Source organism: Flavobacterium sp. I3-2 (genome assembly GCF_013389595.1).
Taxonomy (GTDB): Bacteria; Bacteroidota; Bacteroidia; order Flavobacteriales; family Flavobacteriaceae; genus Flavobacterium.
On the sequence record NZ_CP058306.1, the window covers coordinates 3,056,150 to 3,077,932 of the forward strand.

Sequence of the window (21,783 nt, forward strand, 5' to 3'; positions counted from 1 at the left end):
GATAGCTTTTATTTAGTAAACAACAAACAAACTTTGTCTCAATACAGACAAAAATCTAAAAAGATGACTAATTGAGTAATAATCTTTAGCAATATAGTTATTTTTTTTAATAAATACGCAATAATTAAAAGTTTATTTAAATTAAATGTTTTTATATGAAAAAATTAATATTTATTTAGAATTCAAAATAAAAAAAAGAAATCCATACGAAAATTCGAATTTAACTGAATTTATTTTAATACTTTTTATTTTGAAATTCAACATTCACTGATTGATGAGTATCTTTTAAGTTAAAAAAATGATTTTAAAAAAACAATAACTTATCTTTGCATAATCTAAATCCAAAAAAAACATTGAAAAATATTTTCTAATTTTAATTAATTAGAAAATAAACTATTATCAATTTCTAAATAGTTATTTATGAAACAACTTTCAATGTTAGACCAATTAGATCAAATGGAAAGTAATGGAAAATTACTTCCATTTTCAGCATATTATATCATCTATCCAGACGGACGAGTTTATTCTTTACGCTCAAATAAATTTCTTAAAAAAGTTAAAAATCCAGGTAAAACTTCTGATAAATATTATTATACATATGATTTGGGCACCTCTGGTAAACATCTTGTTAGTCGTTTGATAATGTTTGTTTTTGGCAAACATAACTATAATAAAATTACAGAAATGCCCAAAATAACTCTAAAAAACAACAACTTAGAAGATTTAAGTATTAATAATTTAACTTTTGTAACCCAAAGTGAAATTAATAAAAAGTACAATATTAAACCAACTGAAAAATGTTACTTAAACAACAATAATCAAAAAATTAAAGAAGATCAAATTGAAATTATTAAGAATTTAAGAAATCAAAATTTTTCATTAAAAAAAATTGGCCTAAAATACAATACATCTGAAATGTCTGTCCACAGATTTATTAAAAAATATAAATTATAAAAATATTTATGTAAGTACATATTATTCAGCTTTTATTATAATAATAATTTTGTATAAAACTCTGAAGGAGTAATAAAAAATCCCTCACTTTTCAGTAAAATCTTTCAAAAAAGCTGCAACACGAACTTACTAATTGACAAAAACACGATCTATATATAACAAAAAAAATCCCTTACTTTTCAGTAAAGGACTTTCAAAAAAAGGCAGCGGTTCGACCGAAGGGACACGCTGCTCATATAAACAAAAAAACTCAAGCCTTTTGAGCTTGAGTTTATAAAAAAAGGCAGCGACATACTCTCCCACATTAAAATGCAGTACCATCTGCGCAATCGGGCTTAACTTCTCTGTTCGAAATGGGAAGAGGTGAGCCCCGACGCAATAACCACCTTAAATCGGTTTGCTAGGTTTCTCTAACAATATTTTGTTAACATATTTCCGATACTTTTCATTTTTTTTCGTAGAGGATTCTTTCTTTAGTCTTCATACTTAATACTCAAATCTTAATACTATACTTTATAAGCAACTCCTTAGAGCACATAAGCTTACGGGCTATTAGTACTACTCGACTATGACATTACTGCCTTTACATCTGTAGCCTATCAACGTAGTCATCTTCTACGACCCTTTAAAGAAATCTCATCTTGTGGTGGGTTTCGCGCTTATATGCTTTCAGCGCTTATCCCTTCCCAACGTAGCTACTCAGCGATGCACCTGGCGGCACAACTGATACACCAGAGGTTAGTCCAATTCGGTCCTCTCGTACTAGAATCAGATCCACTCAAATTTCTAACGCCCACAGTAGATAGAGACCGAACTGTCTCACGACGTTCTGAACCCAGCTCGCGTGCCACTTTAATGGGCGAACAGCCCAACCCTTGGGACCTTCTCCAGCCCCAGGATGTGACGAGCCGACATCGAGGTGCCAAACCCCCCCGTCGATATGAGCTCTTGGGGGAGATCAGCCTGTTATCCCCGGCGTACCTTTTATCCTTTGAGCGATGGCCCTTCCATACGGAACCACCGGATCACTATGCTCTACTTTCGTACCTGATCGACCTGTATGTCTCTCAGTCAAGCTCCCTTATACCATTGCACTCTACGCACGGTTACCAAGCGTGCTGAGGGAACCTTTAGAAGCCTCCGTTACTCTTTTGGAGGCGACCACCCCAGTCAAACTACCCACCAAGCAATGTCCTCATGTATCACGAGTTAGATCTCAAATAAGCAAAGGGTGGTATTTCAACAATGACTAACCTACGCCTGGCGACGCAGGATCGAAGTCTCCCACCTATCCTACACATCACTTATCCAAGAACAATACTAAGCTATAGTAAAGGTGCACAGGGTCTTTTCGTCCCACTGCGGGTAATCGGCATCTTCACCGATACTACAATTTCACCGAGCTCATGGCTGAGACAGTGTCCAGATCGTTACACCATTCGTGCAGGTCGGAACTTACCCGACAAGGAATTTCGCTACCTTAGGACCGTTATAGTTACGGCCGCCGTTTACTGGGGCTTCAATTCAATGCTTCTCCGAAGATAACATCTCCTCTTAACCTTCCAGCACCGGGCAGGTGTCAGGCCCTATACTTCATCTTACGATTTGGCAGAGCCCTGTGTTTTTGATAAACAGTCGCCTGGACCTTTTCACTGCGGCCAGCATTGCTGCTGGCGACCTTTCTCCCGAAGTTACAGGTCTATTTTGCCTAATTCCTTAGCCATGAATCTCTCGAGCACCTTAGGATTCTCTCCTCGACTACCTGTGTCGGTTTACGGTACGGGTTGTTATAATCTAGGTTTAGAAACTTTTCTTGGAAGCCCTTAGGCACACTATCTAATTGCCCGAAGGCGCTCAGTACTATCGTATTTCCCCATCCTTAACGCATTTTACTATTAAAGATATAGGTAGGTACTTCAACGAACTATTCCGTCAGTTCGCGGTGCTTTCATCACTCCGTCATTCCATCACAACTATAACAAGTACGGGAATATTAACCCGTTGGCCATCGACGTCCCCCTTCGGGTGTGCCTTAGGTCCCGACTAACCCTAAGCTGATTAGCATAGCTCAGGAAACCTTAGTCTTTCGGTGTGCGGGTTTCTCGCCCGCATTATCGTTACTTATGCCTACATTTTCTTTTCTAAACAGTCCAGCAATAGTCGCCTATCACCTTCTACCCAGTTTAGAATGCTCCCCTACCACTTGACAACTAAATGTCAAATCCATAGCTTCGGTAGTATACTTATGCCCGATTATTATCCATGCTCGTTCGCTCGACTAGTGAGCTGTTACGCACTCTTTAAATGAATGGCTGCTTCCAAGCCAACATCCTAGCTGTCTATGCAAACAAACCGCGTTTTTTCAACTTAGCATACATTTGGGGACCTTAGCTGATGGTCTGGGTTCTTTCCCTCTCGGACATGGACCTTAGCACCCATGCCCTCACTGCTTATAAGCATTTATTAGCATTCGGAGTTTGTCAGGAATTGGTAGGTGGTGAAACCCCCGCATCCAATCAGTAGCTCTACCTCTAATAAACTCTATAAGCGCTGCACCTAAATGCATTTCGGGGAGTACGAGCTATTTCCGAGTTTGATTGGCCTTTCACCCCTACCCACAGATCATCCCAAGACTTTTCAACGTCAACGGGTTCGGTCCTCCACGGTGTGTTACCACAGCTTCAACCTGTCCATGGGTAGATCACACGGTTTCGCGTCTACCATTACTGACTCATGCGCCCTATTCAGACTCGCTTTCGCTTCGGATCCGTGACTGAATCACTTATCCTCGCCAGCAACGGTAACTCGTAGGCTCATTATGCAAAAGGCACGCCGTCACCCAACGAATGGGCTCCGACCGCTTGTAAGCGTATGGTTTCAGGTTCTATTTCACTCCGTTATTCACGGTTCTTTTCACCTTTCCCTCACGGTACTGGTTCACTATCGGTCTCTCAGGAGTATTTAGCCTTAGCGGATGGTCCCGCCAGTTTCAATCAAGGTTTCACGTGCCCCGACCTACTCAGGATACCACTATCTAATACATCGCTTACCTATACGGGACTATCACCCTCTACGGTTAACCTTTCCAGGTTATTCTAATTCGCTTTGCTTAAAATATCGTGGTCCTACAACCCCAATATTGCCGAAACAACATTGGTTTGGGCTAATCCGCGTTCGCTCGCCACTACTTACGGAATCACTTTTGTTTTCTTCTCCTCCGCCTACTTAGATGTTTCAGTTCAGCGGGTTTGCTCATCTATCGATGTACTATGTCTTCAACATAGTGGGTTGCCCCATTCGGATATCTACGGATCTATTCGTGTGTGCCAATCCCCGTAGCTTTTCGCAGCTTATCACGTCCTTCTTCGCCTCTGAGAGCCTAGGCATTCCCCATACGCCCTTATTTTGCTTATTGTGCTCTATTTCAGTCTTCAAGTTGAAAGTCTTAAGGTCTAAAGTCAGAAGACTTTTAACTTTTTGACTTTCGTCTTTCGACTAATTTTGTGCTTATATTATTTCTAATATTTTTCTACTTTTTAATTTGTATCTCAATATGTCAATGAACTTTTATTAGTATTAAGATTTTTGTATAAAGCATTAAGACTTGATCTTAATTCTTGATACTATCATCTTGATACCATCTGGTGGAGAATATCGGAGTCGAACCGATGACCTCCTGCGTGCAAGGCAGGCGCTCTAGCCAGCTGAGCTAATCCCCCAATTTTTATTAATTGTGAATTACGAATTACGAATGTTATAATTCATAACCTCTCAACTTCTAAAATTTCCTTTGTAATAAAATACTTTTAATTCGTAATTTCTAATTCGTAATTAAAATTGTAGTCCCGGGCAGACTCGAACTGCCGACCCCTACATTATCAGTGTAGTACTCTAACCAGCTGAGCTACGAGACTCTGTATTTTATTTTTTTTTGAATCAACAGTAAAGAGTAAGAGACTTGAACCATCTCTAGAAAGGAGGTGTTCCAGCCGCACCTTCCGGTACGGCTACCTTGTTACGACTTAGCCCTAGTTACCAGTTTTACCCTAGGCAGCTCCTTGCGGTCACCGACTTCAGGCACCCCCAGCTTCCATGGCTTGACGGGCGGTGTGTACAAGGCCCGGGAACGTATTCACCGGATCATGGCTGATATCCGATTACTAGCGATTCCAGCTTCATGGAGTCGAGTTGCAGACTCCAATCCGAACTGTGACCGGCTTTATAGATTCGCTCCTGGTCACCCAGTGGCTGCTCTCTGTACCGGCCATTGTAGCACGTGTGTGGCCCAGGACGTAAGGGCCGTGATGATTTGACGTCATCCCCACCTTCCTCACAGTTTACACTGGCAGTCTTGCTAGAGTTCCCGACATGACTCGCTGGCAACTAACAACAGGGGTTGCGCTCGTTATAGGACTTAACCTGACACCTCACGGCACGAGCTGACGACAACCATGCAGCACCTTGTAAATTGTCCGAAGAAATATCTGTTTCCAAATACGTCAATCTACATTTAAGCCCTGGTAAGGTTCCTCGCGTATCATCGAATTAAACCACATGCTCCACCGCTTGTGCGGGCCCCCGTCAATTCCTTTGAGTTTCAAACTTGCGTTCGTACTCCCCAGGTGGGATACTTATCACTTTCGCTTAGTCACTCAGCCTTGCAGCCAAACAACTAGTATCCATCGTTTACGGCGTGGACTACCAGGGTATCTAATCCTGTTCGCTACCCACGCTTTCGTCCATCAGCGTCAATTGTTTGTTAGTAACCTGCCTTCGCAATTGGTATTCCATGTAATATCTAAGCATTTCACCGCTACACTACATATTCTAGTTACTTCACAAAAATTCAAGCTCTACAGTATCAATGGCAATTTTACAGTTAAGCTGCAAACTTTCACCACTGACTTATAAAGCCGCCTACGGACCCTTTAAACCCAATGATTCCGGATAACGCTTGGATCCTCCGTATTACCGCGGCTGCTGGCACGGAGTTAGCCGATCCTTATTCTTACAGTACCGTCAATATACCACACGTGGTACTTTTTCTTCCTGTACAAAAGCAGTTTACAATCCATAGGACCGTCATCCTGCACGCGGCATGGCTGGTTCAGAGTTGCCTCCATTGACCAATATTCCTCACTGCTGCCTCCCGTAGGAGTCTGGTCCGTGTCTCAGTACCAGTGTGGGGGATCTCCCTCTCAGGACCCCTACCCATCATCGTCTTGGTAAGCCGTTACCTTACCAACTAACTAATGGGACGCATGCTCATCTTTTACCAATAAATCTTTAATTACAAATCGATGCCAATTCGTAATACCATAAGGTATTAATCCAAATTTCTCTGGGCTATCCCTTAGTAAAAGGTAGATTGCATACGCGTTACGCACCCGTGCGCCGGTCTCAACATCCGAAGATGCCTACCCCTCGACTTGCATGTGTTAGGCCTGCCGCTAGCGTTCATCCTGAGCCAGGATCAAACTCTTCATCGTATAATTTTTAATATTTTTTGATGTTCGTTCAAGATCATCTTTTATCTCTAAAAGATTAATCTTACTCTTTAATTCTCTGTTAATCCAATATGTCTATGAACTTATTTTCTCTTTGTTCGCTCATCTTCTAAGCGGTTGCAAAAGTAGAAACTCTTTTTGAATCTCGCAAATTTATTTTATAAATATTTTTGAAAGATTTCTGAGTATTTGTGGGCGATGAGGGATTCGAACCCCCGACCCCCTCGGTGTAAACGAGGTGCTCTGAACCAACTGAGCTAATCGCCCGATAAAAAAGTCTCAACTTTCATTGAGACTTTCAAAAAAAAGGCAGCGACATACTCTCCCACATTAAAATGCAGTACCATCTGCGCAATCGGGCTTAACTTCTCTGTTCGAAATGGGAAGAGGTGAGCCCCGACGCAATAACCACCTTAAATCGGTTTGCTAGGTTTCTCTAACAATATTTTGTTAACATATTTCCGATACTTTTCATTTTTTTTCGTAGAGGATTCTTTCTTTAGTCTTCATACTTAATACTCAAATCTTAATACTATACTTTATAAGCAACTCCTTAGAGCACATAAGCTTACGGGCTATTAGTACTACTCGACTATGACATTACTGCCTTTACATCTGTAGCCTATCAACGTAGTCATCTTCTACGACCCTTTAAAGAAATCTCATCTTGTGGTGGGTTTCGCGCTTATATGCTTTCAGCGCTTATCCCTTCCCAACGTAGCTACTCAGCGATGCACCTGGCGGCACAACTGATACACCAGAGGTTAGTCCAATTCGGTCCTCTCGTACTAGAATCAGATCCACTCAAATTTCTAACGCCCACAGTAGATAGAGACCGAACTGTCTCACGACGTTCTGAACCCAGCTCGCGTGCCACTTTAATGGGCGAACAGCCCAACCCTTGGGACCTTCTCCAGCCCCAGGATGTGACGAGCCGACATCGAGGTGCCAAACCCCCCCGTCGATATGAGCTCTTGGGGGAGATCAGCCTGTTATCCCCGGCGTACCTTTTATCCTTTGAGCGATGGCCCTTCCATACGGAACCACCGGATCACTATGCTCTACTTTCGTACCTGATCGACCTGTATGTCTCTCAGTCAAGCTCCCTTATACCATTGCACTCTACGCACGGTTACCAAGCGTGCTGAGGGAACCTTTAGAAGCCTCCGTTACTCTTTTGGAGGCGACCACCCCAGTCAAACTACCCACCAAGCAATGTCCTCATGTATCACGAGTTAGATCTCAAATAAGCAAAGGGTGGTATTTCAACAATGACTAACCTACGCCTGGCGACGCAGGATCGAAGTCTCCCACCTATCCTACACATCACTTATCCAAGAACAATACTAAGCTATAGTAAAGGTGCACAGGGTCTTTTCGTCCCACTGCGGGTAATCGGCATCTTCACCGATACTACAATTTCACCGAGCTCATGGCTGAGACAGTGTCCAGATCGTTACACCATTCGTGCAGGTCGGAACTTACCCGACAAGGAATTTCGCTACCTTAGGACCGTTATAGTTACGGCCGCCGTTTACTGGGGCTTCAATTCAATGCTTCTCCGAAGATAACATCTCCTCTTAACCTTCCAGCACCGGGCAGGTGTCAGGCCCTATACTTCATCTTACGATTTGGCAGAGCCCTGTGTTTTTGATAAACAGTCGCCTGGACCTTTTCACTGCGGCCAGCATTGCTGCTGGCGACCTTTCTCCCGAAGTTACAGGTCTATTTTGCCTAATTCCTTAGCCATGAATCTCTCGAGCACCTTAGGATTCTCTCCTCGACTACCTGTGTCGGTTTACGGTACGGGTTGTTATAATCTAGGTTTAGAAACTTTTCTTGGAAGCCCTTAGGCACACTATCTAATTGCCCGAAGGCGCTCAGTACTATCGTATTTCCCCATCCTTAACGCATTTTACTATTAAAGATATAGGTAGGTACTTCAACGAACTATTCCGTCAGTTCGCGGTGCTTTCATCACTCCGTCATTCCATCACAACTATAACAAGTACGGGAATATTAACCCGTTGGCCATCGACGTCCCCCTTCGGGTGTGCCTTAGGTCCCGACTAACCCTAAGCTGATTAGCATAGCTCAGGAAACCTTAGTCTTTCGGTGTGCGGGTTTCTCGCCCGCATTATCGTTACTTATGCCTACATTTTCTTTTCTAAACAGTCCAGCAATAGTCGCCTATCACCTTCTACCCAGTTTAGAATGCTCCCCTACCACTTGACAACTAAATGTCAAATCCATAGCTTCGGTAGTATACTTATGCCCGATTATTATCCATGCTCGTTCGCTCGACTAGTGAGCTGTTACGCACTCTTTAAATGAATGGCTGCTTCCAAGCCAACATCCTAGCTGTCTATGCAAACAAACCGCGTTTTTTCAACTTAGCATACATTTGGGGACCTTAGCTGATGGTCTGGGTTCTTTCCCTCTCGGACATGGACCTTAGCACCCATGCCCTCACTGCTTATAAGCATTTATTAGCATTCGGAGTTTGTCAGGAATTGGTAGGTGGTGAAACCCCCGCATCCAATCAGTAGCTCTACCTCTAATAAACTCTATAAGCGCTGCACCTAAATGCATTTCGGGGAGTACGAGCTATTTCCGAGTTTGATTGGCCTTTCACCCCTACCCACAGATCATCCCAAGACTTTTCAACGTCAACGGGTTCGGTCCTCCACGGTGTGTTACCACAGCTTCAACCTGTCCATGGGTAGATCACACGGTTTCGCGTCTACCATTACTGACTCATGCGCCCTATTCAGACTCGCTTTCGCTTCGGATCCGTGACTGAATCACTTATCCTCGCCAGCAACGGTAACTCGTAGGCTCATTATGCAAAAGGCACGCCGTCACCCAACGAATGGGCTCCGACCGCTTGTAAGCGTATGGTTTCAGGTTCTATTTCACTCCGTTATTCACGGTTCTTTTCACCTTTCCCTCACGGTACTGGTTCACTATCGGTCTCTCAGGAGTATTTAGCCTTAGCGGATGGTCCCGCCAGTTTCAATCAAGGTTTCACGTGCCCCGACCTACTCAGGATACCACTATCTAATACATCGCTTACCTATACGGGACTATCACCCTCTACGGTTAACCTTTCCAGGTTATTCTAATTCGCTTTGCTTAAAATATCGTGGTCCTACAACCCCAATATTGCCGAAACAACATTGGTTTGGGCTAATCCGCGTTCGCTCGCCACTACTTACGGAATCACTTTTGTTTTCTTCTCCTCCGCCTACTTAGATGTTTCAGTTCAGCGGGTTTGCTCATCTATCGATGTACTATGTCTTCAACATAGTGGGTTGCCCCATTCGGATATCTACGGATCTATTCGTGTGTGCCAATCCCCGTAGCTTTTCGCAGCTTATCACGTCCTTCTTCGCCTCTGAGAGCCTAGGCATTCCCCATACGCCCTTATTTTGCTTATTGTGCTCTATTTCAGTCTTCAAGTTGAAAGTCTTAAGGTCTAAAGTCAGAAGACTTTTAACTTTTTGACTTTCGTCTTTCGACTAATTTTGTGCTTATATTATTTCTAATATTTTTCTACTTTTTAATTTGTATCTCAATATGTCAATGAACTTTTATTAGTATTAAGATTTTTGTATAAAGCATTAAGACTTGATCTTAATTCTTGATACTATCATCTTGATACCATCTGGTGGAGAATATCGGAGTCGAACCGATGACCTCCTGCGTGCAAGGCAGGCGCTCTAGCCAGCTGAGCTAATCCCCCAATTTTTATTAATTGTGAATTACGAATTACGAATGTTATAATTCATAACCTCTCAACTTCTAAAATTTCCTTTGTAATAAAATACTTTTAATTCGTAATTTCTAATTCGTAATTAAAATTGTAGTCCCGGGCAGACTCGAACTGCCGACCCCTACATTATCAGTGTAGTACTCTAACCAGCTGAGCTACGAGACTCTGTATTTTATTTTTTTTTGAATCAACAGTAAAGAGTAAGAGACTTGAACCATCTCTAGAAAGGAGGTGTTCCAGCCGCACCTTCCGGTACGGCTACCTTGTTACGACTTAGCCCTAGTTACCAGTTTTACCCTAGGCAGCTCCTTGCGGTCACCGACTTCAGGCACCCCCAGCTTCCATGGCTTGACGGGCGGTGTGTACAAGGCCCGGGAACGTATTCACCGGATCATGGCTGATATCCGATTACTAGCGATTCCAGCTTCATGGAGTCGAGTTGCAGACTCCAATCCGAACTGTGACCGGCTTTATAGATTCGCTCCTGGTCACCCAGTGGCTGCTCTCTGTACCGGCCATTGTAGCACGTGTGTGGCCCAGGACGTAAGGGCCGTGATGATTTGACGTCATCCCCACCTTCCTCACAGTTTACACTGGCAGTCTTGCTAGAGTTCCCGACATGACTCGCTGGCAACTAACAACAGGGGTTGCGCTCGTTATAGGACTTAACCTGACACCTCACGGCACGAGCTGACGACAACCATGCAGCACCTTGTAAATTGTCCGAAGAAATATCTGTTTCCAAATACGTCAATCTACATTTAAGCCCTGGTAAGGTTCCTCGCGTATCATCGAATTAAACCACATGCTCCACCGCTTGTGCGGGCCCCCGTCAATTCCTTTGAGTTTCAAACTTGCGTTCGTACTCCCCAGGTGGGATACTTATCACTTTCGCTTAGTCACTCAGCCTTGCAGCCAAACAACTAGTATCCATCGTTTACGGCGTGGACTACCAGGGTATCTAATCCTGTTCGCTACCCACGCTTTCGTCCATCAGCGTCAATTGTTTGTTAGTAACCTGCCTTCGCAATTGGTATTCCATGTAATATCTAAGCATTTCACCGCTACACTACATATTCTAGTTACTTCACAAAAATTCAAGCTCTACAGTATCAATGGCAATTTTACAGTTAAGCTGCAAACTTTCACCACTGACTTATAAAGCCGCCTACGGACCCTTTAAACCCAATGATTCCGGATAACGCTTGGATCCTCCGTATTACCGCGGCTGCTGGCACGGAGTTAGCCGATCCTTATTCTTACAGTACCGTCAATATACCACACGTGGTACTTTTTCTTCCTGTACAAAAGCAGTTTACAATCCATAGGACCGTCATCCTGCACGCGGCATGGCTGGTTCAGAGTTGCCTCCATTGACCAATATTCCTCACTGCTGCCTCCCGTAGGAGTCTGGTCCGTGTCTCAGTACCAGTGTGGGGGATCTCCCTCTCAGGACCCCTACCCATCATCGTCTTGGTAAGCCGTTACCTTACCAACTAACTAATGGGACGCATGCTCATCTTTTACCAATAAATCTTTAATTACAAATCGATGCCAATTCGTAATACCATAAGGTATTAATCCAAATTTCTCTGGGCTATCCCTTAGTAAAAGGTAGATTGCATACGCGTTACGCACCCGTGCGCCGGTCTCAACATCCGAAGATGCCTACCCCTCGACTTGCATGTGTTAGGCCTGCCGCTAGCGTTCATCCTGAGCCAGGATCAAACTCTTCATCGTATAATTTTTAATATTTTTTGATGTTCGTTCAAGATTTTCTTTTATCTCTAAAAGAATAACCTTACTCTTTAATTCTCTGTTAATCCAATATGTCTATGAACTTGTCTTCTCTATTGTTCGCTTATCTTCTAAGCGGTTGCAAAAGTAGAAACTCTTTTTGAATCTCGCAAATTTATTTTGATAATATTTTTGAAAGATTTTTCAACGTTTAAAGAACTTCTGCGTCGTTTCTTGTTTCAGAATCGGATTGCAAAACTACAACCTTTAATCCTTATCTTCCAAATTTATTTTTGTTAATTTTTAAATTTGTTTTTAGTGATTTGTATGAACTTCTGTTTTTCAACGGTGCAAATATACCGCCTTCTTTCTATGCCAAACAAGCTTTTTTGAAGTTATTTTTTGATTATTTTTTAGTTGACTGGAATTGAAATATTTAAAATTAAAAATTCAATAATTTGGAGATTTGAAAATTAAAATTAGTAATGAGTCTAGTGATTTGAGTATTGAGAAAGATTTCTCCTGTCGCCGAAATGACAATATAAAATTTAATTTTACCACAGATGCACGGAGGTAAATTTGGAAATGTGTTGATTTGGAGATTTAAATTAGTAGCCAGACTAAAGTTTTGAGTATTGAGAGGATTACTCCTATCGTTGGAATGACAAATAAAATTTTGAATTACCATAGATACACGAATGTGAAATTTGAAAATGTGTTAATAGGTAGAATTAGAAATTGTAAATTATAATTACAAACAAATTAAAAAAAACATAGGGGATTTTGAAAATTTGAATAAATCAAAAAAAAATCATCTTATTTTGGAATAATAAACAAAAAACATCTTTAAAATAAAACTTAAATCGGATTAAAAAACACATTTCTTAAAGTTAAGCAGCCAAGTATTGATATTATAAATTTTTTTGAAATTTTTGATGAGTTTATTTCAAAGCCTAAAAAATCAAATCTTTTAAAAAGAAATTTACTCATATATTTATATAAAATATTTATCTTGATTATTAATCATTTTCAAAAAATAATAAAATGGAAAAAATTATTCAACTTTCTGAAAAAGAAATAACAATAGAATTTTATGGACTACTATTTTAGAGAATTTAGTCGTACAGCAAATGCAAAGAGAAATTGACATCTTGACAAATTCACCAAAAGAAAGATATCAACGTGTTTTAAATCGAAGCTCTAAACTTTTTTAAGAAATTCCAAATCGACATATTGCTAATTATTTACGTATGAGTGCAGAAACTTTATCAAGATTAAAAAAATCTAGACTACAATCAAGATTTAAAAAAGTAACTTTTCAGAACTTAGCATAAAACTTCAAATTATGCAGTCAGAAATATTAATACAATCTCTTTTAGAAACAACAAAACAAAATCTAAATCGAGTTGAAAAGCTAAAAAAACATGATTTTTCTACATTGACATGGAAAGAAAATTCAAGTTCATGGAGCGTTTTAGAATGCTTAGAACATTTAAATTTGTACGGTGATTTTTATTTACCACAAATAGAAAGTAAAAGCAAAAACTCTAATTCTAAATTTGAGACAGAATTTATAAGTGGGATTTTTGGTAGCTATTTTTCTAAAATTATGTTACCAAAAGAAAAGCTAAACAAGATGAGAACTTTTAAAGACTAAGATACTTTAAACAGCAAACTCGACAAAAACGTTATTTATAAATTCATTCAACAACAAATCCAACTTTTAAAATTGCTAAACAACTCAAAAAATGTAAGCTTGAATAAGGTAAGAATAGATATTTCAATTTCTAGTTTAATAAAGTTAAAACTAGGTGACACTTTTCAGTTTTTCATTAATCACACAATTAGACATTTGAATCAAATTAACGGAATAATAAAAAACTTAAAATAATATTTATTTACAATATTTTAACATAAATATTTAACTCAATCATTTCATAAAACTAATCTATTTAAATTAAATTCATTAATTTTAAGGTCAAAAATAAATTTAACTGTTTTGAATTCGAAAATACAACTTTTAATTACATATTAAAATAACGCATTAAAATTCAATGCTCTAAAATAAACTAACTACCAAATCACTAAAAAATGAATGAAAAAATTCAAAAATTAGAAAAATGTTTATTAAAAACAAGACCTGAATATTATTCAGAATTAAACGCACCATTAAATGATTCGCAGTTAAATAAACTCGAAGAATATTATAAAATTGTAATCCCTAAAGATTTACGCACTTTATATAAATGGAAAAATGGACAAAATTCAAATTGTCATAAAGCATTTGTAAATAATTCTTGTTTTATCCCTTTAGAACAGGCGCTATTTGACGCTTCTGAACTAACAGAAATGATTGGTTTTGATTTTGAAATCGAAAATTGGTGGAATGAAAATTGGATTCCAATTTTTCAAAACGGTGGTGGTGACAGTATATGCTATGACTTAAAAGGTATTTTTACTGAACAGCAAGGTCAGTTGATTGAATATTGGCATGTTGATAATGACCGTAATGTAATTGCTCCAACACTTGAAATGTTTCTTGAAAAAATAATCGAAATGTATGAAAAAAATCGATTTCAAGTTACAGATCAATATTTTGATATTGAAAACATTGACAACTTTCCAAAAAAATTTATTATCGAATAAGAAAAGTCTTTCTTAAATATTTATCTAACAAATTATGCAAAAATTTGTAATCTTCGTTATTTACTTTCTGCCAATATTTCTTTATGGGCAAGTAGAGAAAGTAAAAATAAATGGATATGAAGTTACTTTCAATACATTAAATAGTGTAGATCATTATGATCTTTTCCCTGGAAAATTTGAACGTAATGGTACCGATACTATACTTATTATAAGTGTAAATGATAAACCTGTTTTAGAACATAGTTCATTAGTGCATGATGATGAATGTGGTATTAGATTATTAGAAATAAGAAAACATAAAATAATTAAAAATACTATTGTTATTTATAGTTATTGGGCAAATCAAACAAATGTCACGTTTCAGCGTTATGGCTTCAAAAAAGATGTTTATACAATAGATAAAAATGGAAACTTTGTAAAATTAGATAGTAAAATTTTTATTGAAGATAATATTTTCTCTGATGATTATGAAGATATTGAAAAGAATGAAATTTATTTTGAGGAGTATTTTAATGGTCGACATATAGGAATGGATTTTATATACAAAGAACCTAAAACTGAATTTGAAAAAGAAGCACTTAAAGATTATATGGGATTAATAGAACGAAATTTCAATGCTAATTTTGTACTAGGACTTGAGCAAAAGAAATTAGAAAAAGAAGTACGAAAAGCTCTAAAAAAAGAAATTAAATCTGCTACAAAAAATTGGATTATAGAATACTATAATCAAAAAATGTAAATAATCATTAAAAAATATTTATGAATAAAATAATATTAATATTGCTTAGCCTATCAACATTGATTATAATTTTTTTGCTGTTAAAAAATCATATTAATATAATTTTAATTCCTACAAAAGAGTCGTTCAAATCTATCAATATTCATCATGCAAAAATCGAAGAAATTAAAGAAAGAATAGATATTTCTGAATGTGAGAAAGAAAAGCTTATACAAGAAGTAGAAATCAACAGAGAGCATGATCAAAAGCTATCACAAATAGCTGGAAAAACAATTGCAATCGGATTAGCTTTATTCATTATTCAATTCGTAATCTTTATCATGCTTTTCTTTATTCCTAAAAAATAAATGAAAAATCAAAAACGAATTAAAAAAACAAAAGGAAATTTAAAATTCAATAATTATGCGCTATATATTCATTTATATAATTATTAACCTTAGCATACATCAAAAAATGTTTGCTCAGATCGCTCATGATTCGTTGAATAATAAAACTATGGATAAATACGAAGAAATTAGAATTACTTTTATTGGTACTTTTTATAAAGAAACGGGTCCAGCGCAGTATTACAATAAAAACAAAACACGCTCAAGATTGATAACCGGATTTAAAGTTGACAGAGATTTATCTGAAAGTATTAAAGTAAAGAATATAGAATTTGAACCTAATGCTATATATCAATTAGAATCTAATTTTGATTTTAACTTTATTCCGGGAGAAAAATATAACATTGTAATTCAACCCGATAAATCGAAAGAAACGTATATCACAAACGAGGGCATTAAGTTCGATTATAATAATCATTTGATAAATCGATCCGAAATAATATCTATACAATTGGATTCTTTAGGTAGTGAAGCCGAGAATAATACAGAACTAACAAAGGAAGGTTTTGAAACCATTGTGAAATTCATTTTGGATCAAGGACAAACCAACACGTACCGACAAATGTATAGTGATAATCCATTCTATCCAATAGGTGATTTTTATGTTTATCTCAATCCTATACACCCTGGTGTACTTGGGGGAACTGGGAATCATTCAGAATTAAAAGTTTCCGATTTTTGTGAAATCCTGATATTAGACCAAACATCTAAATGGAAAGAGAGAAGCATTGTCATGAAAGATGGGGAATTTGTTTATATCAGCCCATATATTCATATGTATTTGAAGAAAATTCTTGAAACGATAAAAAACAACAAATAATAGTAATTTATGTCAGTAGGTAAAATAATTGGAATAGTCGTATTTTCTGTAATAGTACTTTTTATTTTTTGGCTTTATCAAACAGTTAAAACAAAAACGACGAGCCTTAATAAATATGCCCCTTTTAAAGAATGGGTAGGTAAAACGGTAATATTAAACAATAATATGAAGTTGTTTAAATATAAAACATATAACAGTATGGAAGATAAAAACTATCCATATATTTTAATGGACAATAGACATCCAGATTGGGAATATCTTCATCGATTAATAGAATCAGATGATGTAGAACAAATTATTGAAATCCCCAAAGGTACTTCATTAAAATTAGAAAAAGCTGTTCAATATACTAATGGCGTTTCTGGTGGTAGTACACCAGTTATATTTGGTACTATTACTAGTAATGATGTTGATTATAACGTTAGCTATCAATGGGGAAGTAAAGATAGAGTCCGATGGTTTGATAATATCCCTGAATATTGGTGTTTTCATCAAGCACCATGGCAGGAAGAGGTCGATACAACTTTTTATTATTTACCTATAGCCAAAATTTGGTAAAAATTATTAACTATTCAAAAAGTAAAATTTTAGATCTGAACCAAATTCACTCTTTGTAAAAATCAAAGCAAGTGCTAAAAATTTAACTCCTTTTTTAAATGACAATATCCATTTAATCAAATCTATTTATTCTAACATAGTTAACTATACTAAAAATTATTTAGGTATAAAATACAATGTATTCATGTAAAAATTCAATGATTAACAATAAATATAAGATAATATGATGAAGCTAATAGTTTATGATGCAAATAAAACGAATCTATTAACTGAAACAAGTTTTGGAGGTAATCCAGTAAAATTAGTTAATACAAGTTTTGAATGGCCAATTTGTAAATATTGCCAAAAGGAAATGCAATTTCAAGGTAAAATTAAAACAGATTTGGGCTACGAATTAATTTTTCAATGCCAAAGTAATCCGGGCATGTGCGAAGATTGGGATGCTAATGCTGGCGGAAATAAAGCAATTATTATTGATGATAGTGCTGTTGAATTTGTTTTTCCAAATAATTCAGATGTGGCACTTCGAACGACTGAATATGGAGTCAATATTGTTGAACAAGATTGTGCAAGTTACGATGTTGCTTATGATAATTGGGATGGTGGTCCTAGAACTTTATTAGGACATTTATTTGGAGAACCTATGTGGATGCAGGCCGATGAAACACCTAATTGTGATTGTTGTGATAAACCTATGCGATTTGTAGCTCAATTAGAAGAAGGGCCAGTTTACGAAACTTCAATGAATTTTGCTGGAGGGACAGGTTTTTTATTTGATTGCAAAGAAGGTAAAACCGCAAAGTTTTTATGGCAATAATCATTGTTTAAACCAATTAAAAATCTATACTTAACGTAAGTGTTAATATTTTTTAAATAATTCATGATGAGCGATAACAGCATTTCAATTGTGCCAAAAATATCTAACTATCCAGAAAATCATAAAAAAGCTAAGGAAATATTAGATTGGTTGCAGAATCAAGATGTCGTTCAGCCAACACTTTCAGATTGCATTTTGAGTTCGGAAGAAGGGTATGCAATATCGGAGGGCGCTACGACAGTAACCAATTTTCCAAGAGATTTACCCTTTAATTTAATAGTTAATGGACTTGAAATTACATTAAGAAATGAGATATTTCATGCAGGAGAATATGGTCTTGAAGAGTGTATATGTCCAAAATGTAAAGTGAATATTGCTTTGAAAGATTGGAGTTTTTTAGATAATTGGTCCAAAGAAAAAGATAGTATTAAATGCCCTGTTTGTAATATATCATCTAATATTCATTACTTTACATTTGTGCCAACATGGGGATTTAGTAATTTGGGGTTTACCTTTTGGTATTGGTCTAATTTTACGGAACAATTTATTGATGAATTCAGAAAAAAATTAGGTTGTGAGATTTCAATCGTTTACTCACGTGTTTAATTTTGAAATAAAAAACAGTAGCAAGAAAAACCTACTACTGTTTATACGGAATTTTCTTAAAAAAATTTTTTTTTTAAATCAATTTTGTTAGTAAGTTGAATTTGTAATTATAACTTTAGATATAAATATTATTTATCATCAGCAGATGGTCCGTAAATTCCTGGAACCGGAATATCTAACAAACGCATATAAACGCTTAATTGTCCACGATGATGGATCAAATGATTGTTGATTATAAAACGTAATGCACCTGCTTTTGGTAACGAAACAATAACATGTTCACCAGCTTTCAAAGTCCAAGTTTTAAAATAATCAGCTTCTGTTAAATTTTCAATTAACGTTATGTTACGTAAATAACCATCTTCTAAAGCCTCTTTTAGTTCTTCAACAGTTTCTAATGTTGAAGGTGTGTAATCTGTATGAAAATCAAACGTATCGCGCTCTAAAGCCAATTCAACCCAGTTATGTAATTCAACTATATGATTTGTTAATTCGCCTAAAGACATCGATTTTGGATGTGGTTTGTAATCAAACTTATCGTTTGGCAAGTTATTTAATATACGTAAGGTGTTATTTTTCTCACGTTCTAATTCAACTAATAATGCATTTTGAATACTCATGATTTAATTCGTTTTTCTCAAAAATACGATTTATTATGATATGAATTTAAAAGGAAAACAAATTATCTCTTTTAAAAAAACAAATCAATTAATAAAATATTTAACTTAGTATGTAAATTATTAATAGTTTTTACATTAAAAAACCAACACAAAAACATAAAATGAAAAAAATCAAATTATTATTATTTTCTGTATTTGCTACATTTTCACAAGCACAAGCACAAGCACAAGTAACCACAACAGAAGAAGTAACAGTTGAATCAGCTGCTGTTGAAGTAAAAACTGATGATGATACAGATTATTATAGAATCGCTTTTGAATTATACAAAAACAAAAAATACAAAGAAGCTTTAATCAACATTAATAAAGCTATAAATGAAGACTCAACATCGATTGAAAACTATGTTTTGAAAGCTTATATATTTGCTTATCTCAAAGAATATGAAAATGTAATTACAACAGCTAATTTAGGTTTAAAACTTGATGACGAAAATGACCAATTGTATGACCTAAAAGCAAATTCATTAAGTTTTTTAGGAAAGAACGATGAAGCACTTCTAGCATATGAGAAAATGTTGCAATTTGAAAAACTAAATGCGCGTTATTATAATAATTTTTTAACTACTCTAATTGATGAACGGAAATTCGATACAGCAATTCGTGTTTATCAAACATACTTCGATTCGATGGAAGAATATTCTCAAATTATGAAAGACAATGAACAATTTGAAGCCGATATTCATTTTTATGGATCATTAGCATATTATTATACAAATAACAAAGAAAAAGCACTTGAATTATTAAACAAATCGATTGATATAAATCCTAATTTTGCTGGATATTATAGCAATAGAGCAAATATATATAGCGATAAAAAAGATAATACAAATGCGCTTTTAGATTACAACAAAGCTATTTCGTTAAGTCCAAAAGATGGATTGATTTACTACAATCGAGGTAGCGTTTATTTAGATATGGATAAATATGACGAAGCCTTAAAAGATTTCAAACTTGCACAAAAGTATGGTTTTGAAGATTCTGATTTTTATCAAAATTTAGGTAGTGCATACAAGGGTTTAAAAAAATATGATGACGCCTTAAAAAGTTTTAATAAAGCCATTGAACTCAATCCAGAAAACAAACAAGTATATAACAATTTAGCGCTTTTATATAAAGATTTAGGTAGAAAAGAAGAATCTGATTTAGCATATAAAAAAGCTATTGAAAATGGTTTTGAAACACATGTTCCTTTTTATAATCAAGGTTATGATGCCATGAAAAGAAAAGATTATAAAACTGCAATTCCTTATTTAGAAAAGGCAATCGAAAGTAATCCAGAATTTGTTGAAGCTTATAATCAACTGGGTATTTGTTATACTGAACTTGATGATGAAGAAAAAGCGCTTGAAATGTATACAAAAGGAATTATTAAAAATCCGAAATATGCAATTTTATATCATAATAGAGGAAATTCTTATAAAAATTTACAAAAATATAAAGAAGCCAAAGACGATTATTTAGAAGCTGTAAGATTAAATCCAGAGCAAACAACAGCATATTATGTACTTGCAAAAATGTATATGCAATTAAATGATGACAATCAAGCACAACAATATTTCAATTTAGCTGAAGAAAGTAATCTTTCTATTGAACAATTTTATATAGATTACGTTTCGTTTTTATCTAATTCCAATCAATACCAAAAAGCTTTAGAAATCGCAGAAAAAGGAATTAAAAACTATCCAAAAAGCTACAAATTACTTGTTAATTTAGGAATCACATATGCTGATAACAATCAAGTGAATATGGCTATTGAAACCTTGAAAAAAGCTATTAATGTAAATTCAGAAGAATCAAGTGCCTATTACAATTTAGGTAATTTTTATTTTTTACGAAAAAAAGATTTAAAAAATGCAGAAAAAAATTATCTCCTTGCCATCGAAAAAAATACTTTAGATTCAGAACCTTATCTTAATTTAGCTTCTGTTTATCAAGATATGGGCGACAAAAATAAAATGATGAAAACCATGCAATCATTGATTGAAAAATTTCCTAATTCATATACAGCTTATTACAATTTAGCAGATTTTTTATATAAACAAGGTGAAACAGAAAAGGCGATAAACTATTTTGAAAAAAGTTTTGAATTGATGGACAATGACATAAAAAATTCAAAAAATAATGCCTATCGTTTAAATATTGAAAAAAGCGAAAAGTCTTTATTAAAAGCGCAAGCCTATCAAATGATGAAAAAATATGACAAAGCTGTTCCTTGCTATCAAACATATATTGCTTTTAATTCGTTAAATGATGTGGCGTTTTCTAATTATGCTTATTGTCTTTTAGAAATTGGCAAACCTGATGAAGCTTTGATTAATTTTGAAAAAGCATTCAATTTAAATGAAAATGAAATTGATACAGTTATTGGATTGATTCTTACAAATTATTTATTAAGAGATAATTCCAGTGTAAAAAAGTACACTAAAATTATCGAAAAGAAATTTAAAAATTACAAAGTAAATCAAAACTTACTACAAGATTTATCAAAAGAAGGTTATTTTTATTCTCCAAAAATTGTAACCATTTGGAACGAAGCAATTGCTAAATAGTTTTTTTAA

11 protein-coding genes, 5 tRNA genes, 6 rRNA genes and 1 pseudogene are annotated in these 21,783 nt (G+C 35.9%); 11 read left to right on the plus strand and 12 right to left on the minus strand.

The window, feature by feature from the left end:
* Positions 1-420 precede the first annotated feature (420 nt).
* Positions 421-954: a hypothetical protein gene (locus tag HW119_RS14470; RefSeq protein WP_177765604.1), complete on the plus strand. Its 534-nt coding sequence runs from the start codon at positions 421-423 to the stop codon at positions 952-954.
* Positions 955-1,232: 278 nt separating this feature from the next.
* Here the strand turns inward: HW119_RS14470 and rrf (HW119_RS14475) are convergent.
* The 11 genes from rrf (HW119_RS14475) to HW119_RS14525 all read right to left on the minus strand — a co-directional run bounded on the left by rrf (HW119_RS14475) (position 1,233) and on the right by HW119_RS14525 (position 11,976).
* Positions 1,233-1,344, minus strand: a 5S ribosomal RNA gene (gene rrf / locus HW119_RS14475).
* Positions 1,345-1,485: 141 nt separating this feature from the next.
* A 23S ribosomal RNA gene (locus HW119_RS14480) occupies positions 1,486-4,369 on the minus strand.
* Positions 4,370-4,596: 227 nt separating this feature from the next.
* Positions 4,597-4,673: transfer RNA gene (locus tag HW119_RS14485), tRNA-Ala, on the minus strand.
* A 121-nt stretch (positions 4,674-4,794) separates the two neighbouring features.
* Positions 4,795-4,868: transfer RNA gene (locus tag HW119_RS14490), tRNA-Ile, on the minus strand.
* Between the two features lie 59 nt (positions 4,869-4,927).
* A 16S ribosomal RNA gene (locus HW119_RS14495) occupies positions 4,928-6,443 on the minus strand.
* A gap of 210 nt (positions 6,444-6,653) precedes the next feature.
* Positions 6,654-6,728 (minus strand) — tRNA-Val (locus HW119_RS14500).
* A gap of 37 nt (positions 6,729-6,765) precedes the next feature.
* Positions 6,766-6,877 (minus strand): 5S ribosomal RNA (rrf, locus tag HW119_RS14505).
* A gap of 141 nt (positions 6,878-7,018) precedes the next feature.
* Positions 7,019-9,902, minus strand: a 23S ribosomal RNA gene (locus tag HW119_RS14510).
* Positions 9,903-10,129: 227 nt separating this feature from the next.
* Positions 10,130-10,206: transfer RNA gene (locus HW119_RS14515), tRNA-Ala, on the minus strand.
* 121 nt (positions 10,207-10,327) lie between these two features.
* Positions 10,328-10,401 (minus strand) — tRNA-Ile (locus HW119_RS14520).
* Between the two features lie 59 nt (positions 10,402-10,460).
* Positions 10,461-11,976, minus strand: a 16S ribosomal RNA gene (locus tag HW119_RS14525).
* The 16S, 23S and 5S rRNA genes sit together here with 5 tRNA genes alongside, the layout of an rRNA operon.
* A 1,088-nt stretch (positions 11,977-13,064) precedes the next feature.
* Here HW119_RS14525 and HW119_RS16960 point away from each other — a divergent pair.
* From HW119_RS16960 to HW119_RS14565, 9 genes and pseudogenes are all read left to right on the plus strand, one after another.
* Positions 13,065-13,307, plus strand: a pseudogene (locus HW119_RS16960) (hypothetical protein); the annotation flags it as partial.
* 11 nt (positions 13,308-13,318) lie between these two features.
* Positions 13,319-13,630: a hypothetical protein gene (locus HW119_RS16790; protein ID WP_255497930.1), complete on the plus strand. Its 312-nt coding sequence runs from the start codon at positions 13,319-13,321 to the stop codon at positions 13,628-13,630.
* Positions 13,631-14,064: 434 nt separating this feature from the next.
* A complete protein-coding gene (locus HW119_RS14535; RefSeq protein WP_177765606.1) occupies positions 14,065-14,619 on the plus strand; it encodes an SMI1/KNR4 family protein in 555 nt (184 codons plus the stop codon).
* Between the two features lie 34 nt (positions 14,620-14,653).
* Positions 14,654-15,358 (plus strand): hypothetical protein, encoded by a 705-nt coding sequence (locus tag HW119_RS14540; protein ID WP_177765608.1) that lies wholly within the window; start codon positions 14,654-14,656, stop codon positions 15,356-15,358.
* 20 nt (positions 15,359-15,378) lie between these two features.
* Positions 15,379-15,705, plus strand: coding sequence for a hypothetical protein (locus tag HW119_RS14545; protein WP_177765610.1), 327 nt, complete (start codon positions 15,379-15,381; stop codon positions 15,703-15,705).
* A 106-nt stretch (positions 15,706-15,811) separates the two neighbouring features.
* Entirely contained in the window at positions 15,812-16,564 is a 753-nt protein-coding gene (locus tag HW119_RS14550; RefSeq protein ID WP_177765613.1) for a hypothetical protein, read from the plus strand.
* Positions 16,565-16,729: 165 nt separating this feature from the next.
* A complete protein-coding gene (locus HW119_RS14555; RefSeq protein WP_177765615.1) occupies positions 16,730-17,122 on the plus strand; it encodes a hypothetical protein in 393 nt (130 codons plus the stop codon).
* A 223-nt stretch (positions 17,123-17,345) separates the two neighbouring features.
* Positions 17,346-17,939 (plus strand): hypothetical protein, encoded by a 594-nt coding sequence (locus tag HW119_RS14560; RefSeq protein WP_177765617.1) that lies wholly within the window; start codon positions 17,346-17,348, stop codon positions 17,937-17,939.
* Between the two features lie 66 nt (positions 17,940-18,005).
* Complete coding sequence (locus HW119_RS14565; protein WP_177765619.1) at positions 18,006-18,545, plus strand: hypothetical protein; 540 nt, start codon at positions 18,006-18,008, stop codon at positions 18,543-18,545.
* Between the two features lie 128 nt (positions 18,546-18,673).
* Here the strand turns inward: HW119_RS14565 and HW119_RS14570 are convergent, their stop codons facing one another.
* Positions 18,674-19,165, minus strand: coding sequence for a DinB family protein (locus HW119_RS14570; RefSeq protein ID WP_177765622.1), 492 nt, complete (start codon positions 19,163-19,165; stop codon positions 18,674-18,676).
* 161 nt (positions 19,166-19,326) lie between these two features.
* Here HW119_RS14570 and HW119_RS14575 point away from each other — a divergent pair, with 161 nt between their 5' ends.
* Positions 19,327-21,774 carry a tetratricopeptide repeat protein gene (locus HW119_RS14575; protein ID WP_177765625.1) on the plus strand — a complete coding sequence of 816 codons (2,448 nt, stop codon included), beginning with the start codon at positions 19,327-19,329 and terminating at the stop codon, positions 21,772-21,774.
* Positions 21,775-21,783: the final 9 nt, after the last annotated feature.